Genomic DNA, 14,478 nt, shown 5'->3' on the forward strand with positions numbered 1-14,478 from the left:
GACGTCCCCACGCGGCGTTCCGTCCCCGCGAGACACACGCTCGGACGTCCCCGCACAGAGTCCGGGTGATGCGCCGCGCGCCACACCCGCTGCCGAAACACGCCTCTGACCTGCAACGACGAGGGGGTATGCGTGGTACGCATAGCTTCCGTGCAGAACTATCCCACCGGCGCGACGGGCTCCGGCGGCTCGATCCGCGTCGGCTCAGGCGAGGGCGCGGACTCCCCGGCCGTCGCGGACCGTCGGGCCTCGCGGCGCGCGAGCCAGCGGCGGGCGGGCTCCTCCACCCAGGCGTAGCTCAGCGCCGCGACCGCGACGGAGAAGACCAGGGTCAGGACCGTCACCTTCAGCATGTTGCCGTGGAAGGGGACGATGGCGAACAGCGGGAAGATCGCGGTGAGCACCACCAGGTGCCAGATGAAGATGCCGTACGACCAGCGCCCCAGCGCCAGCATCGGGCCCGATCCGAGCCAGCGTGCGGGCGCGGACGCGGGCGCCAGCACGAGCGGCGCCAGCAGGAGGAAGCCGAGCACCCCGCCGAGGCCCATCCGGACGGCGAACTGCCAGGACTCGGGACTGTCGAGCGTCACCGGGCCGCCCAGCGGCGTGCAGATCACCGCGAACACCACCAGCGCGGCGGGCCAGCACACCCGCCGCTGTGCGAGCCGCCGGACGGCGCCGTACCGCGTCACGGGAGCGCTCACGATCTCGGCGAGGACGATGCCGGCGACGAACCACGGCACGTACGAGGGGAGCCAGTTGTGGTGGTTCACCCCGGGCGGCAGGGGCAGCGCGGCGCCGACCCACGCCCAGCTCAGCGACACCGCGGCCACGACGAGCAGCACCGGCACCCGCCACCGCGCGGCGGGCCCGCGCAGCCGCACCAGCATCAGCGCGGCCGGCGGAAGCAGCAGGTAGAACAGCATCTCCACGGAGAGCGACCACATCTGCGTGAGGCCGTCCGTCAGCGAATAGGGCACGAAGACCTGGGTGAGCGTGAGGTTCGCGAGCCACGTGGAGCCCGACGGGGCCGTCGACCGCGGCAGCAGCGCCAGCGCGACCACGGCGACCACGAGGTACGCCGGCATGATCCGCACGAAGCGCGATCGGTAGTACCGCCCCGTCGGCGGACCGTCGGACGAGGACCAGGCGGCCCGCGCGTGCGCGCGCCACAGTAGGAAGCCCGAGAGCCCGAAGAAGAGGGCGACCGCCATGTCGAAGCGGCCCCACACCCGGCCGACCACCGAATACCCCACCTGACCGGTCTGGAACGCGGTGTGCGTCAGCATCACGGCGATCGCGGCGCAGGCGCGCATGCCCTCGAGTGCGGGCACGAATCCGGCCGCACCCGCAGGCTTTGCAGATGCGAAATCGCTGGTCCCGACGGTGCTCATCGTCCACCGAATCTACCCGCGAATCGTCCCTCACCCGCGCGCGTGGCCCGTGCCACCCCGGCACCACCTGTAGGCTCGGGTACTTGGAAGGGAGCGCGACCACGTGCCCCGACGGCGTGTGCGAACCACGCACGCGCTCCACAAGAGATGTGAGGAGACACTTCGATGGCGGTAGGCCGTAGCCGGCTGGCGCGCGTTATCGGTCCGATCCTGATCTTCTTGGGCGCGCTGCTGATCACGGCCGCGATCGCCGGGCCGGCGTACGTGGCGGGCAAGCTGACGACGATCCCGCTGGACATCGACACCACGACGGTGGCGAAGTCCGAGAAGGCCGCGGACTCCCAGGCGGATGCCGACTTCCCGGCGAAGTCGCTGGACATGTGCTCGATCGACAAGGCGAAGGCCGTGGTCAACGAGGTCTCGGTGACCACCCAGACCCGCACGCTGGTGACCACCCCGTCGGACAAGTCGACGATGACGGTGCAGTCCGGCAGCTCGATGGTCGTCCCGTCGATCAAGACCAAGGGCGAGCCGCGGCACCCCGAACTCACGGGCGCAGTGCAGGACAAGCGGCCCTGCGACGACGGCCTGGTGCAGGCGTGGCTCGACCGCGTCTCCCTGGACCGCGAGACGGGCAAGCCCACCGGGAAGACCTCGGAGGCCACCTACCAGCCCGGCGAGAGCACGCCCGCCGTGAAGATCGCCGACCGCAAGGGCCTGCAGTACCGCTTCCCCGCCGGCACCACGCAGGACGGGAAGTACGAGTTCTTCGACCTGATCACCCGCAGCAACGTGGGCCTGAAGTTCGTCGAGGAGAAGGAGGTCAGCGGCACCAAGACGCTGCACTTCCAGGGCCAGCAGAGCTGGGTGGACCTCTCCACCATCCGCGACGGCAACGACCCGACGCTGGGCACGGTCCTGACCATGCCCGCCGGCTGGTGGGGCATCGGCGGCGTCGACCCCAAGGACGACATCACGCTGAACCGCTGGGCCAAGACCGACGTCGACCTGTGGGTCGACCCGACCTCGGGCGTCATCGTCGATCAGTCTCTGCATTACACGCAGCAGTTCCGCCTGCCGGGCCAGGTCGCCCCGAACACGCCGAAGCCGGTCCGCGACTTCAAGCTCGACGTCTTCGACGCCAAGCAGCGGTGGGTCGATGCGACGGTCCGCTCGCAGGCGGAGGTCGCGAAGTCGGCGCAGAACAAGATCGCGGTCGCGAAGTACGTGGCGCCCGTCGCGGGCGGCGTGCTCGGTGTGATCGCGCTGGGTCTCGGCGTCTTCGCGCTGCTCCTGGGCCGCAATGCGGCCACCGCGGGCGGCCCGGGCACGGGCGGTCGCGGCGCCGGACGGTCCGCCGCCGGCTCCGACGACGCCGCGCCCACGGCCCCGCTCGACGACGAGCCGATCACCACGCCCGACGGCGGCGGCGATCCGGCGACGGAGGCGTTCAACGCTCAGCCGCGGCCGGACGATTCGCAGACCGAGGCGATCGACTTCCGGAAGCGCGACGAGCGCTGACGGTCACGACCGCACCGATCACCATCACCGCCGCGAGCGCACACAGCGCCGCGGCGGTGATCATTTCGGCGGGACTTCGCGGCACGACGAGCAGGATCGCCGCCTCGACGGCGACCACGGCCCACGCGAACAGCGCCATCCGCGTGCGCTCGACGGCGATGGCGTAGAGCAGGAGGCCCTGCAGCAGCGCCAGCAGTGCGCCCTGGGCCGCGAACAGCCACAGGAGCCCCTGCACCGGCAGGTAGTCCTCACCGGCGAGCGCCGTCGCCAGGGGCGCGCAGACCGCCGCGCCCGCCACGCAGGCGAGCCCCAGGCCGGTCAGCAGCCCCACGACGGTGCGCAAGGCGCCGCGGGCCCGGCCCGGGGTGGCGAGCTGGGGGTAGAAGACGACGCCGACGGCCTGCGGCAGCCAGAACGCGACCTTCGCGGCCACCGCACCGAGGGCGTACGTGCCGGCCGCGGCGGCGCCGAGCACCGGCCGGGAGAGGAGCAGGTCGAGCGACGCGAAGACGACGAGCACCAGCTGCACCGAGCTGGCGCCGAGCACGGCGCGCACCCCCGCGTCCGGCCCGGCCTCGGCCCCGGACGGCGCACCGGCCAGCGCCCGGCCGACGACCGCCGCGACCAGGGCGCCCACCGTCGTGCCGAGCAGGGCGGGCCCCGGGCCCAGCAGGAGCCCCGGCACGGTGAAGACGAGTTTGCCCACGCCCGCCAGGCCGAGCAGGGCCGCGAGCCGCCCGAAGCGGCGCTCTCCCTGCAGCAGCCCCTGCTCGACGGCGAGCAGCACCAGCGCGGGGGCCGCGGCCAGCGCGGCGGCGGCGGTGAGTGCCCGCGTGTGCAGGCCGGCGGCCGCCAGCGGCACGGCCACGGCGGAGAGGACGCCCGCGCCGAGCGCGATCCGGTGGCCGAGCGCCCTCATCTGCGCGGCTCCGGCGCCGCGCACCACCTGTCGCGCGACGACGGTCTGCAGTGCGAGCGCGGGCACCGCGAGGATCAGCGAGAGCTGCAGGAGGGAGGCGAACTCGCCGTAGCCCGACGGGCCCAGCCAGCGGCTCGCCGGCAGGTGCACGAGGTAGGAGCACAGGTTCGCCAGGAGCGAGCCGATCGTCACCCACGCCAGACCACTCACCCGGCCATTGTGTCAGTAGGGTGACGGTGATGAGATCGCGCGACCTGGCCCTCGCCGCCTGGTCCGCCGTGCTCGCCGCCCTGATCCTGGGTCCGCTGGCCGTCGGCGGACGCTATCTGCTGCTCCGTGACGCGGTCTCCACGCCCCGCTCGTACCTCACCGACACGGCGCTCGGCCTCGGCGACAACGCCGCCCGCGCCACGCCGCAGGATTGGCTGATCGCGCTCGGCTCTCAGGTGGTCGACGGTGGCCTCCTGGTCACGGCCCTGCTGTTCGCCGCGCTCGTGGCGGCGGGATGGGGCTTCGGGCGCTGCGCGCTCGCGGTGCTCGAGGCCGTGGGGTGGACCGCGGGCCTCGGCTCCGGCCTCGCCGCGGCGACGGTCGGCCTGTGGAACCCGTACGTCGCCGAGCGCCTGCTGCAGGGGCACTGGAGCCTGCTGGCGGGGTACGCGGCGATCGGCTGGGCGGTGGTCGTCGGCCTCCGGATGCGGGGAGGCGCCCAGCTCGGGGGTTTCGCGGCGTGCCTGGCCGCGGGCGGCCTGACGCCGACCGGCGCCGTCTTCGCGCTGATCGCGGGCCTGGTCGCGGCTCCCCGCCGATGGGCCTGGCAGCTCGGGCTGTTCGTCTGCGCGGCGGCGCCCTGGCTGTATCCGTCGCTCGTCTCGGGCAGCGGCGTACGCGCCGATCCGGCGAGCGTCGCCGTCTTCGCGGCCCGCGCCGAGCCCGGGCTCGGCACACTCGGCTCGCTGCTGGGGCTCGGGGGCATCTGGAACCGGCAGGCCGTGCCCGACGGTGCGCCCTGGCTCTGGACGGCGCTCGCCCTCGCCGTGCTGGTGGGCGGGGCGGCCGTGCTCCGGGCGCGGCTGTTCACTCCCCCGCTCGGCCGGTTCGCGCTGCTCGCACTGTGCGCGGTGGTCCTGCCGGCGCTGGCGGCGACCGGCCCGGGGACGACCCTGCTCGAGGCTGTGGTGCAGGCGATTCCGGGCAGTGGGTTGCTGCGCGACGGGCAGAAGTGGGTGGCTCTGGCGGTGCCGCTGCTCACGACGTGCGCCGCTGCGCTCGTCGCCGCCGCGCCCGCCGCCGCGCGTGCCGCGACCGCGGTCGTGGCGGTGGCCCTGCCGATCGCGGTGCTGCCGGGCCTCGTGTGGGGCGTGGGTGGCGCGCTCGCCCCGGTGACCTATCCGGCGGCGTGGCGGATCGTCGCCGAGGCCGTGCCCGCGGACCGCGGAGCGGTCGCCGTGCTGCCACCCGGGATGTTCCGGACGTACGCGTACGGCCCCGACGCGCCCGTCCTCGATCCCGCGCCGCGGATGCTGCGGGCGCCCGTCCTGCAGACGGGTGAACTCCGCGTCGGCGGGCGCTCCGTGGACCGGGTCCCGGGCGCGGCGTCCGATGCGGAGGACGCGCTCGCCACCGGCGGGGAGGCACTCGCGGGCAGGCTCGCCGGGCTCGGCGTCGGTTGGGTGCTCGTGGAGGCCGTCTCCGACCGCGGCGCAATCGCCTTCCCGACGGTGCCGCTCCCCGGGCTCACGCTCGCGATCGACACTCCTGAACTGCGGCTCTACCGGGTGCCCGGCGACATCACGACGCACGCGACGTCGCGCGCGGAGCGGGCGGGTGCCTGGGCCGCGCACGCGCTCTGGGGGGCCCTCCTCCTCGGCGGCGGGGCCGTCGTCGTGCTGCGCAGGCGGTCCTCGCCCGGTCCCGGCAACGCCCCCGCACCGGTCGCCGGATCGACGGGGCCATGACCGCCGCGGTTTCCGTACGGCGTCCGTGAAAACTCCGGAGAGTTTGCACGTCGAACAGTTCATGCACCCTTGTTGTCCGCATATGTAATTAGCACTGCACATGATGCGTCATAAACCTCGCAATGGGAACCCCTCGCCATTGTCGGATTTCTCACGGAGTACCTGTCTTTTGCTGCGCTATTGAATTCGGGATCATGTTCTGCATGATCTCGGGTTTCTCAGAACAGTGGCAGTGCCCGGCGGGAGAGTGGTCCGTCTGGGCTCCGGACGTGACCACCAAGGAGGCGATGCGCACCGCCCCTGACCTGGATGTCTGCACGTCCTTCGTGCAGGCGGACCACCTGCGCAGCGGCATCGACGGCGAGGCGTGCACCCGCCGGCTCGTCTTCACCACATTCATGATTCACGATGTTTTCGACGAGGCGACCATCGAATCGGTCTTCGTCGATTTCGTGCGTGCGCACGGCGTCTTCCACACCGCATTCCCGGTGTCGACGGATCTCAATCCGCGCGGCCGCACTCTGTCGCCGGAGCGGATCAACCTCGCCGTCGAGGCCACCTCGCAATCGCATCCGGGCGCCACGGTCAAGGACTACCTCATGGCGAACGTTCCCGAACTGCACGACTGGGCGGCCTTCGCCTTCGCCGTGACGGGCGTCGAGAACGCGCGTCCCGGCACCGCGGATCCGCACTTCCAGGTGGTCGTGTGCTCGGACCACCTGTACACCGACGGCGTCTCGCAGGCGGTCTCCTTCTTCGAGATCCTCTCGCGCTACACGGCCGCCCGCAGCGGTACCGCGTACACGCCCGTGCCGGTCCGCCCGCACAGCGACTTCACCCGCGAGCAGCGCACGCTGGCCGCCACCCTCACCAAGACGCACCCGGACGTCGTGCAGTGGCGGGAGACCCTCCGCCGCTCGGGCGGCATGCCGCGCTTCCCCCTACCGCTCGGGCTGACCGACGGCGAGGCGGCCCCCGGCCGGATCGCGGTACACGCCTCGTTCATCGATGCCGATCGCACGGCGCGGTTCAGCGCGGCGGCGAAGCGGGCCGGCGCCAACATGAGTAGCGCCCTTCTCGCGGTGCTGGGGCAGGTGCACCGGGGCCTCACCGGGGATGAGCTGTTCACCATGCTCATCCCCCGCGCCGACCGGTCCGCCACCGGCGACGCGATGGCCGTCGGCTGGTACGTGACCCTGGTGCCCGTGCAGTTCTCCGCCGTCGGGTCCTTCGACGAGGTGGCGCGCAACGCGCACGAGGCGGTCTCCACGGCGAAGCAACTGGATCGCACGCCCGTGTTCCCGATCATCGACCTGCTCGCGGACGACCCGGATTTCCCGGTCGAGCACGGATTCACCGCGCCGATGCTCTCCTACATCGACGTGACCCGAGTGCCGGGCGCGGAACTGGCTCGCCTGCACGACTTCTCGGTGTTCGCGAACGCCACCCCGTCGCGCGAGGTCTTCACCTGGATCAACCGCGACGAGTCGGGCCTCGACTTCAATGCGATGCACCCGGACACGACCCAGGCCACCCGCTCCGTGGACACCGTCTTCCGCCTCCTCCGCGACCGCATCATGGAGGTGGCGGACCACACCCCCGCCCTCATCTCGGCGTGAACCCGCTGAACCACTGACGCGGACCGCACGCCCCGCCGCGCACGCCGGGTGCGATCACCGCACATCAGGCGCGGCTGCGCGCGCCCGGCACGTGCGCCGCACCGGCGTGCGGTGTGCGCGGAGACCGCGTCATGGCCGCGCCAGGGCGTTCCGGGCGCAGGTCGGCGGGAAAGCCGCCGACGCGGGCGTGCAGTTCCGCCTGCAGGACGTCCCGCGTGCGGCGGACGAGTGCGGGCGCGAATGCGGCGGGCGCGACGCCGAAGGCGATCCACGGGCCGGCCGGATCGACGGCCACCGCCGTCACCACGAGTCCGGCGCGACGGTCGGCACCGTCGGGCCCGGGGTCGAAGGGGACGCGCACCAGGACCGGCAGGCCGAGGCTTCCGGGCTGCACGTTCCGCGGGTATCCGAGCAGCCGCTCCGCCTCCTGCACCGGCCTACCGACGAGTTCCTCGGTGCGGACCCGGCCACCGGAGCCCTCGCGGCGCGCGAGCGGCACGAGCGCGGCGAGCACGAGCGCCGCGAGCACGCCGAAGATCGACCAGAAGACGTCGTGGCCGACGAGCGCGATGACGGCGGACGCGGCGGCGAACGCGCACGCCACCACGTGCACGGCGACCTGAACCGCCAACGATCCCGCCGTCGTGACCAGGCCGACGAGCAGGATCGCGGTGACGAGCGCGGCGCTGCCCCAGCGCCGATCCATCACGGCCCCGAGGAGTGCGCCGCCGAAGACCAGCAGGTAGGCGATCCACCACCTGCTCGCCGACGGCCCCATCTGCACCCTGGTCATGCAAAGAAGATACAACCCGGGTTCCGGTTGCGGCGGAAATCAGTGACCCCGGCGGATCCACTCCTCGAGGTGCGGGGACTCGGCGCCCAGCGTGGTGCCGTCGCCGTGGCCCGTGTTCACCCTGGTTTCAGGCGGAAGCGCGAACAGGCGGTCGCGGATGGACTCGATGATCACCGAGAAATCGCTGTAGGAGCGACCGGTGGCACCGGGCCCGCCCGCGAACAGGGTGTCGCCGCTGAACAGCTGCCCCGCCTCCGGCAGGTACAGGCACACCGACCCCGGCGAGTGCCCGGGCGCGTGGATCACCTGGATCTCCGTGCCGCCGAAGGCGATCCGGCTGCCGTCGGCGAGGTCCTCGTGCCCGATGCCGGGGTGCGTCATGTCCCACAGGACGTCGTCGCCGGGGTGCAGCAGGATCGGCGCGTCGAGCCGTTCGGACAGCTCCGGAGCGACGGTCACGTGATCGTTATGCCCATGGGTGCAGACGATTCCGCGCACCTTCCGGCCCGCCACGGCGTCGACGATCGGGTCGGCGGAGTGGGCGGCGTCGATCACCACGACCTCGGTGTCGTCGCCGACCAGCCAGACGTTGTTGTCGACGTCCCAGGTGCCGCCGTCGAGGCTGAACACACCCGACGTGACAACGCGTTCCACGCGCAGGGTCACAGGACCACCACCGAGCGCAGCACCTCGCCGCGGTGCATCGTCGCGAAGGCGTTCTCCACCTCGTCGAGCCCGATGCGCTCGGTGACGAACTTCTCCAGCGGCAGCCGGCCCTGCCGGTACAGGTCCACCAGCTGCGGGAAGTCGCGCTCCGGCAGGCAGTCGCCGTACCAGGAGGACTTGAGCGCCCCACCGCGCGAGAAGAAGTCGATGAGCGGCATGTCGAGCGTCATGTCCGGCGTGGGCACGCCCACGAGGACGACGGTGCCCGCGAGGTCGCGGGCGTAGAAGGCCTGCTTCCAGGTCTCGGGGCGGCCGACGGCGTCGATCACCACATCGGCGCCGAAGCCGTCGGTGAGTTCCTGGATCGCCTCCACCGCATCGGTTTCCGCGGCGTTCACGGTGTGCGTGGCACCCAGCTCGCGCGCCCACTCCAGCTTCTTCGGGTCCCGGTCGACGGCGATGATGGTGCGCGCACCCACGAGGCGGGCACCGGCGATCGCCGCGTCTCCGACCCCGCCGCAACCGATCACGGCGACGGTGTCGCCGCGGGCGACGCCGCCGGTGTTCACCGCCGCGCCGAGCCCGGCCATCACACCGCAGCCGAGCAGGCCCACGACGGCGGGATCCGCCTCGGGATCGACCTTGGTGCACTGCCCCTGGTGGACCAGCGTCTTCTCGGCGAAGGCGCCGATGCCGAGGGCGGGCGAGAGCTCCGTGCCGTCCTCGAGGGTCATCTTCTGCGTGGCGTTGAACGTGTCGAAGCAGTACTGCGGCTTGCCGCGCTTGCACGCGCGGCACTGCCCGCACACGGCGCGCCAGTTGAGCACGACGAAGTCGCCGGGCGCGACGTGATCGACTCCCTCACCGACGGTTTCGACGATGCCGGCAGCCTCGTGCCCGAGCAGGAACGGGAACTCGTCGTTGATGCCGCCCTCGCGGTAGTGCAGGTCGGTGTGGCAGACGCCGCACGCCTGCACCGCGACCACCACCTCACCGGGGCCGGGGTCCGGGATCACGATCGGGACGACTTCGACGGGCTCGCCCTTCGCGCGGGCGACGATTCCTCTGACGGTCTGCGGCACGGTTCTCCTCCTGGTCCGGATACGGCTATTGCCATCCTCGCATTGATCGGGCCGACGAGAACTCGGGCTCAGTGCACGTGGTTGCGCCAGTCGGCGGGCACGCGCCCTTCGGGACCCGGCACGGCCTGCTCGACCGGGCGGTTCTGCGGGTCTGCGAGCCGCGGACCGTCGTAGTAATCCTCGGAGACGTAGTCCCAGAACCAGGTCTCGCCGGGCTCGTAGCTCTGCACGATCGGGTGCCCGGACTCCCGCGCGTGGGCGCTCGCGTGCTGCGACGGCGAGGAGTCGCAGCAGCCGATGTGGCCGCATTTCGCGCAGCGGCGCAGGTGGACCCACCACCCGCCGGTCGCGTCGCAGTCCACGCAGCCGGGGCCGCTGGGCGGCACGGACGCGTCGATCGGGTCGGTCGGATCGCTCATGGCTGCTGCCCTTCTCCCTCGATGCCCGGCTCGTCCGGGATCTCGATGTCCTCGCGCTGCGGCCCGTCGATGGGCAGTTCCACGGTGAACACGGTGTTCCCCGGTTCGGAGCGCACCGCCAGGTCGCCCTGGTGCTTGTTGACGACGATGCGCCACGAGATGTCCAGCCCCAGGCCGGTTCCCTCGCCGACGCCCTTGGTCGTGAAGAAGGGCTCGAAGATGCGGGGCAGCACGTCGGCGGGGATGCCGGAGCCCGTGTCGCCGACCTCGACGACGACCGACTCCTCCTTGCGGTGCGCGCGCAGCGTCAGGGTGCCGCGGCCGTCCATGGCCTGCACCGCGTTGTCGATGAGGTTGGTCCACACCTGGTTCAGCTCGGCGCCGAAGCCCTTGATGTCGGGGAGGTCGGGCTCGTAGTCGCGGACGACGGTGACCTCGCCCAGCTTGCGGCTGAGCATGACGACGGTGCTGTCGAGCAGCTCCCGGACGTCCAGCACCTGGAAGGGTGCCCGGTCCATCTGCGAGTACTGCTTGGCGGCCTGCACGAGGGTGGAGACGCGGTTCGTCGAGTCGGTGATCTCGTTCATCAGCAGCTCGGTCTCGACCGTGTAGTACAGCCAGCGCAGCGCGCCCGAGAGCACAGGACCGTCGTCGAGCGAGCCCGCGACGCGGTCGAGGAAGTCGGTCTGCAGCCCCGCCGCCACGAACACGGGCGCGAGCACGTGACCGTCGCCGATGTCGTGATCGTCCAGCCAGTCCATGAGCTCGTCCTCACGGTCCGAGGCCTCCAGCGGACCGAGATCGGGCGCACTCGCCACGGCCTCGACGGCCTCCTCCTGGAACTTCACGAGGTCGACGAGGCGGGTGCGGTCGAGCTTGCCGCTGGCTATCCCCGCCAGCTTGTGCCGCATGCCGCCGACGCGGGTGCGCAGATCGGCCACCGCGCGGGTGGCCGCACCGGCCGGGTTGTTCAGCTCGTGCGTGAGGCCCGCGGAGAGGGAACCCAGCGCCAGCAGGCGCTCGCGCTGCTCGACGATCTGCCGGGTGCGCTGCCCGCCGTAGAAGACGCCCTCCAGCAGGTGCACCGCCATCGGGAACCACTCGTGCATGGCCTCGTTGAAGTCCTCGGCGGGCAGCATGAAGAACTGCGCCTGCGTCACCGCGCGCATCGACGAGTTGTACTGCTTCTGGGCGGGACCGCCCTTGCCGAGGAAGGCCGACCACGCGCCGGAGTAGGCGCCGCGCTGGTCGGAGCGGGTGGTCTCGACCTCCGCATCGCCCACCTTCTGCGACAACGCGATCGTGCCGTGCAACAGCACGTACAACCACTGCGCCGGTTCGCCGGTGGAGTAGACGGGGCCGGCGGGGAAGGTCTCCACGTGGCCCCGCCGGCACAGCCACTCCAGCTGCTCGTCGCTCAGCTTCTCGAACAGGAACAGGGTGCGCAGTTCGTCGACGAAGCACGGGTCATGAGTGCTCACGAGTCGACTCCTTCCAGATAGCGGTGGACGAACATCACGGCCATCGCGCCCTCGCCCACCGCGGAGGCGACGCGTTTCGCCGATTCGGAGCGCACGTCGCCGGCGACGAAGATGCCGGGCACGCTCGACTCCAGGTGGAACGGCGGGCGGTCCAGTTCCCATCCCCGCGGGGCGGCACCGTCGACCGTGAGGTCCGGACCGGTCAGCAGGAAGCCCCGCCCGTCGCGCTCGACGACGCCGTCGAGCCAGTCCGTGCGCGGCTCGGCACCGATGAAGACGAAGAGGAAGTCGGCGGGGACCTGTTCCGTCTCGCCCGACTGCGTGTCGCGCAGGGTGAGCTGCGTGAGGTGGTCGTCGCCGTGCGCCTCGATCACCTGCGTGTGCGGCCGGACGTGCACGTTCTCGATCGCGTTGAGCTGCTGGATCAGGTAGTACGACATGGACGCCTCGAGCGAGGGCCCGCGCACCAGCAGGGTCACCGAGCGCGCACCCTTCGACAGGTAGGCCGCCGCCTGTCCCGCGGAGTTCGCTCCGCCCACGATGTACACGTTCTGCCCCGCGCAGGCGGGCGCCTCGGTCATTGCGGAGCCGTAGAAGATGCCCGCGCCGGTCAGCCGGTCCATGCCGGGCGCGTCGAGCTGCCGGTAGGCGACGCCCGTCGCGAGGATCACGGTGTGCGCGCCCACGACGGTGCCGTCGGAGAACCGCACGCGCCGCCCCGAGCCGGTCACCTCGAGTTCCACGACGTCCGCGGCGGTGATCATCTCGGCGCCGAACTTGTTCGCCTGCCGCCGCGCCCGGTCCGTGAGCTGAGTGCCAGAGACACCGTCGGGGAAGCCGAGGTAGTTCTCGATGCGGGAGCTCTGCCCGGCCTGCCCGCCCGTGGCGGACCGCTCGACGAGCACCGTGCGCAGCCCCTCCGACGCGCCGTACACGGCGGCGCCGAGGCCCGCCGGGCCGGCGCCCACGACCACCAGGTCGTAGAACTCCTCCGCCGGGGTGGTGTTCAGTCCGACGTGCGCGGCGAGTTCGCTGTCCGACGGTGCGCACAGCGCCGTCCCGTCGGCGGCGGCGACGAGCGGGAGCTCCTGCCCGTCGCTGCCCGCGGCGGCCAGCAGCCGCTGCCCCTCCGGGGACTCCGCCGTGTACCAGCGGTACGGGATCTGGTTGCGGGCCAGGAACTCCCGCACCTCGGACGAGCGGGCCGACCAGCGGTGGCCGACGACCTTCGTCTCCGGGACGGGCCGGTGGTCGCTGCACAGCCAGGCCTCCAGCTGCGCATCGATGACGGGGTAGAGCTTCTCCTCCGGCGGATCCCAGGGCTTGAGGAGGTAGTGGTCCAGGTCGACCACGTTGATCGCCTCGATCGCCGCACCCGTATCCGCGTAGGCGGTGAGGAGCAGCCGGCGGGCACCCGGGTAGACGTCCATCGCGGCCTCGAGGAACTCCAGGCCCGTCATCTGGGGCATGCGGTAGTCCGCGAGGATCGCGGCCACCAGGTCACCGCGGAGCTTGAGCTCCTTAAGAGCTTCGAGGGCCTGTTCACCGCTCTCGGCGCGCACGATCCGGTACTCGTCGCCGTACTTGCGCCGCAGGTCGCGGGCCACCGCGCGGGACACGCTGGGATCGTCGTCGACGGTCAGGATCGCGGGGCGCCTCTTCTCGGATTCAGCCACCGTTTCAGATTACGGCGGTCGCGGCCTCCGCGTCGGCGAGTGCAGCTGTGAGCGAACGCATCGGGTCCGGGCCGTAGGAGACGCGCTGGACGGTGCCCTCCGGCGTGCCGACCGACCAGCGGGTCATCCACCGGTCGTGCAGCCCCTCCGGTTGCGCGATCCGGACCTCCCGATCACCGCGGGCGGTGCGGACCGTCATCGCCGCGATCGGCGCAGTGATCTCGCCCTTGTGCCGCCGCCGGTCGCGGAGGTCGAGCACGAAGAGCACGAGGATCCCCACAGCGAGGACTACCACCGTCATGACACGCCAGGCCGGCCACGGCCCGTAGTCGAGCCACATCACGGTCATCGCGGGAATGAGGAGCACCGCGCCGGCCAGGAAATAGCGCGCGCTGGGAGCGCTCATCGCCGGTTCCATACCGGTCGCGGTGCGCCACGACTGGCCCATCCACGAGCCGAGCACCAGGATCGCCGCCAGGATCGCACCGCGGGCGACCTGTTGGCTGCGCGGTCCGTCGTACGACCAGTCGGTCAGCATGAACGCCGTGACGAGTGTCAGCCACAGGACCAGCAGGACCCCGGCACCGCCCCGCAGCACCGCTACCGGGACCGTCCGGGTCTCCGTATCAGCCGGCCTGGACATCGCGCCCCCTCCGCGCCCGGCGCAGCGCGTAGACGCCCACGACGATCTCGAGCGCGCCGAAGGCCGCCATCGAGGCGCCGAGGATCGTGCGGAAGTCCGGCCACGTCGACCAGTCGCGGATCAGGGCCGCTGCCAGCACTACCGCGCCGAGGCCGATGAAGTACCACGCCACCCGCGGCGTCACCTCGCGTTGCCTCATCACGAATTCAGATTAACGGATTGCACCCGAATCGCCGGTGCTCCTCGCTCCGTCGCGCGGAATGCTTCCCGCCCGGCTCCGCTCACACTCCGCCCTGCGGTGGATTGT

At 71.8% G+C, this 14,478-nt stretch carries 13 protein-coding genes; 3 read left to right on the forward strand and 10 right to left on the reverse strand.

Going from position 1 to position 14,478, the window contains the following annotated elements; genetic code table 11:
* Positions 1-158: 158 nt before the first annotated feature.
* On the reverse strand, positions 159-1,394 hold the full coding sequence (locus tag FK530_RS18830; RefSeq protein ID WP_146488517.1) for an acyltransferase family protein: 1,236 nt from the start codon (positions 1,392-1,394) through the stop codon (positions 159-161).
* A gap of 165 nt (positions 1,395-1,559) precedes the next feature.
* Between FK530_RS18830 and pgfA the strand changes: the two genes are divergently transcribed.
* Positions 1,560-2,915 (forward strand): cell envelope lipid trafficking protein PgfA, encoded by a 1,356-nt coding sequence (gene pgfA / locus FK530_RS18835; RefSeq protein WP_146488518.1) that lies wholly within the window; start codon positions 1,560-1,562, stop codon positions 2,913-2,915.
* On the opposite strand, the gene FK530_RS18840 is transcribed toward pgfA, so the two are convergent.
* Positions 2,845-4,044 (reverse strand): polysaccharide biosynthesis protein, encoded by a 1,200-nt coding sequence (locus tag FK530_RS18840; protein WP_146488519.1) that lies wholly within the window; start codon positions 4,042-4,044, stop codon positions 2,845-2,847. The genes pgfA and FK530_RS18840 overlap by 71 nt on opposite strands.
* A 29-nt stretch (positions 4,045-4,073) precedes the next feature.
* Between FK530_RS18840 and FK530_RS18845 the strand changes: the two genes are divergently transcribed.
* On the forward strand, positions 4,074-5,792 hold the full coding sequence (locus FK530_RS18845; protein WP_146488520.1) for an MmpA family trehalose lipid delivery protein: 1,719 nt from the start codon (positions 4,074-4,076) through the stop codon (positions 5,790-5,792).
* A gap of 269 nt (positions 5,793-6,061) precedes the next feature.
* Positions 6,062-7,411 (forward strand): condensation domain-containing protein, encoded by a 1,350-nt coding sequence (locus FK530_RS18850; RefSeq protein WP_231706702.1) that lies wholly within the window; start codon positions 6,062-6,064, stop codon positions 7,409-7,411.
* A gap of 64 nt (positions 7,412-7,475) precedes the next feature.
* On the opposite strand, the gene FK530_RS18855 is transcribed toward FK530_RS18850, so the two are convergent.
* From FK530_RS18855 to FK530_RS18890, 8 genes are all read right to left on the reverse strand, one after another.
* Positions 7,476-8,204, reverse strand: coding sequence for a hypothetical protein (locus tag FK530_RS18855; RefSeq protein WP_146488522.1), 729 nt, complete (start codon positions 8,202-8,204; stop codon positions 7,476-7,478).
* Between the two features lie 39 nt (positions 8,205-8,243).
* The gene (locus tag FK530_RS18860; protein ID WP_146488523.1) at positions 8,244-8,870 is read right to left on the reverse strand and encodes an MBL fold metallo-hydrolase; all 627 of its coding nucleotides are present in this window, start codon (positions 8,868-8,870) and stop codon (positions 8,244-8,246) included.
* Positions 8,867-9,952, reverse strand: coding sequence for an S-(hydroxymethyl)mycothiol dehydrogenase (locus FK530_RS18865; RefSeq protein WP_146488524.1), 1,086 nt, complete (start codon positions 9,950-9,952; stop codon positions 8,867-8,869). Before FK530_RS18865 ends, FK530_RS18860 begins: the two co-directional genes overlap by 4 nt.
* Positions 9,953-10,020: 68 nt before the next feature.
* Positions 10,021-10,371 (reverse strand): UBP-type zinc finger domain-containing protein, encoded by a 351-nt coding sequence (locus FK530_RS18870; RefSeq protein WP_146488525.1) that lies wholly within the window; start codon positions 10,369-10,371, stop codon positions 10,021-10,023.
* Entirely contained in the window at positions 10,368-11,852 is a 1,485-nt protein-coding gene (locus FK530_RS18875) for an ATP-binding protein (protein WP_231706703.1), read from the reverse strand. Before FK530_RS18875 ends, FK530_RS18870 begins: the two co-directional genes overlap by 4 nt.
* Positions 11,849-13,528: an NAD(P)/FAD-dependent oxidoreductase gene (locus tag FK530_RS18880; protein WP_146488526.1), complete on the reverse strand. Its 1,680-nt coding sequence runs from the start codon at positions 13,526-13,528 to the stop codon at positions 11,849-11,851. The genes FK530_RS18875 and FK530_RS18880 overlap by 4 nt, the downstream gene beginning before the upstream one ends.
* A 4-nt stretch (positions 13,529-13,532) precedes the next feature.
* A complete protein-coding gene (locus tag FK530_RS18885) occupies positions 13,533-14,171 on the reverse strand; it encodes a hypothetical protein (RefSeq protein WP_146488527.1) in 639 nt (212 codons plus the stop codon).
* Positions 14,155-14,373 (reverse strand): hypothetical protein, encoded by a 219-nt coding sequence (locus FK530_RS18890; protein ID WP_146488528.1) that lies wholly within the window; start codon positions 14,371-14,373, stop codon positions 14,155-14,157. Before FK530_RS18890 ends, FK530_RS18885 begins: the two co-directional genes overlap by 17 nt.
* Between the last annotated feature and the right edge of the window lie 105 nt (positions 14,374-14,478).

This window comes from Tsukamurella conjunctivitidis (assembly GCF_007858475.1).
Classification (GTDB): Bacteria; Actinomycetota; Actinomycetes; order Mycobacteriales; family Mycobacteriaceae; genus Tsukamurella; species Tsukamurella conjunctivitidis.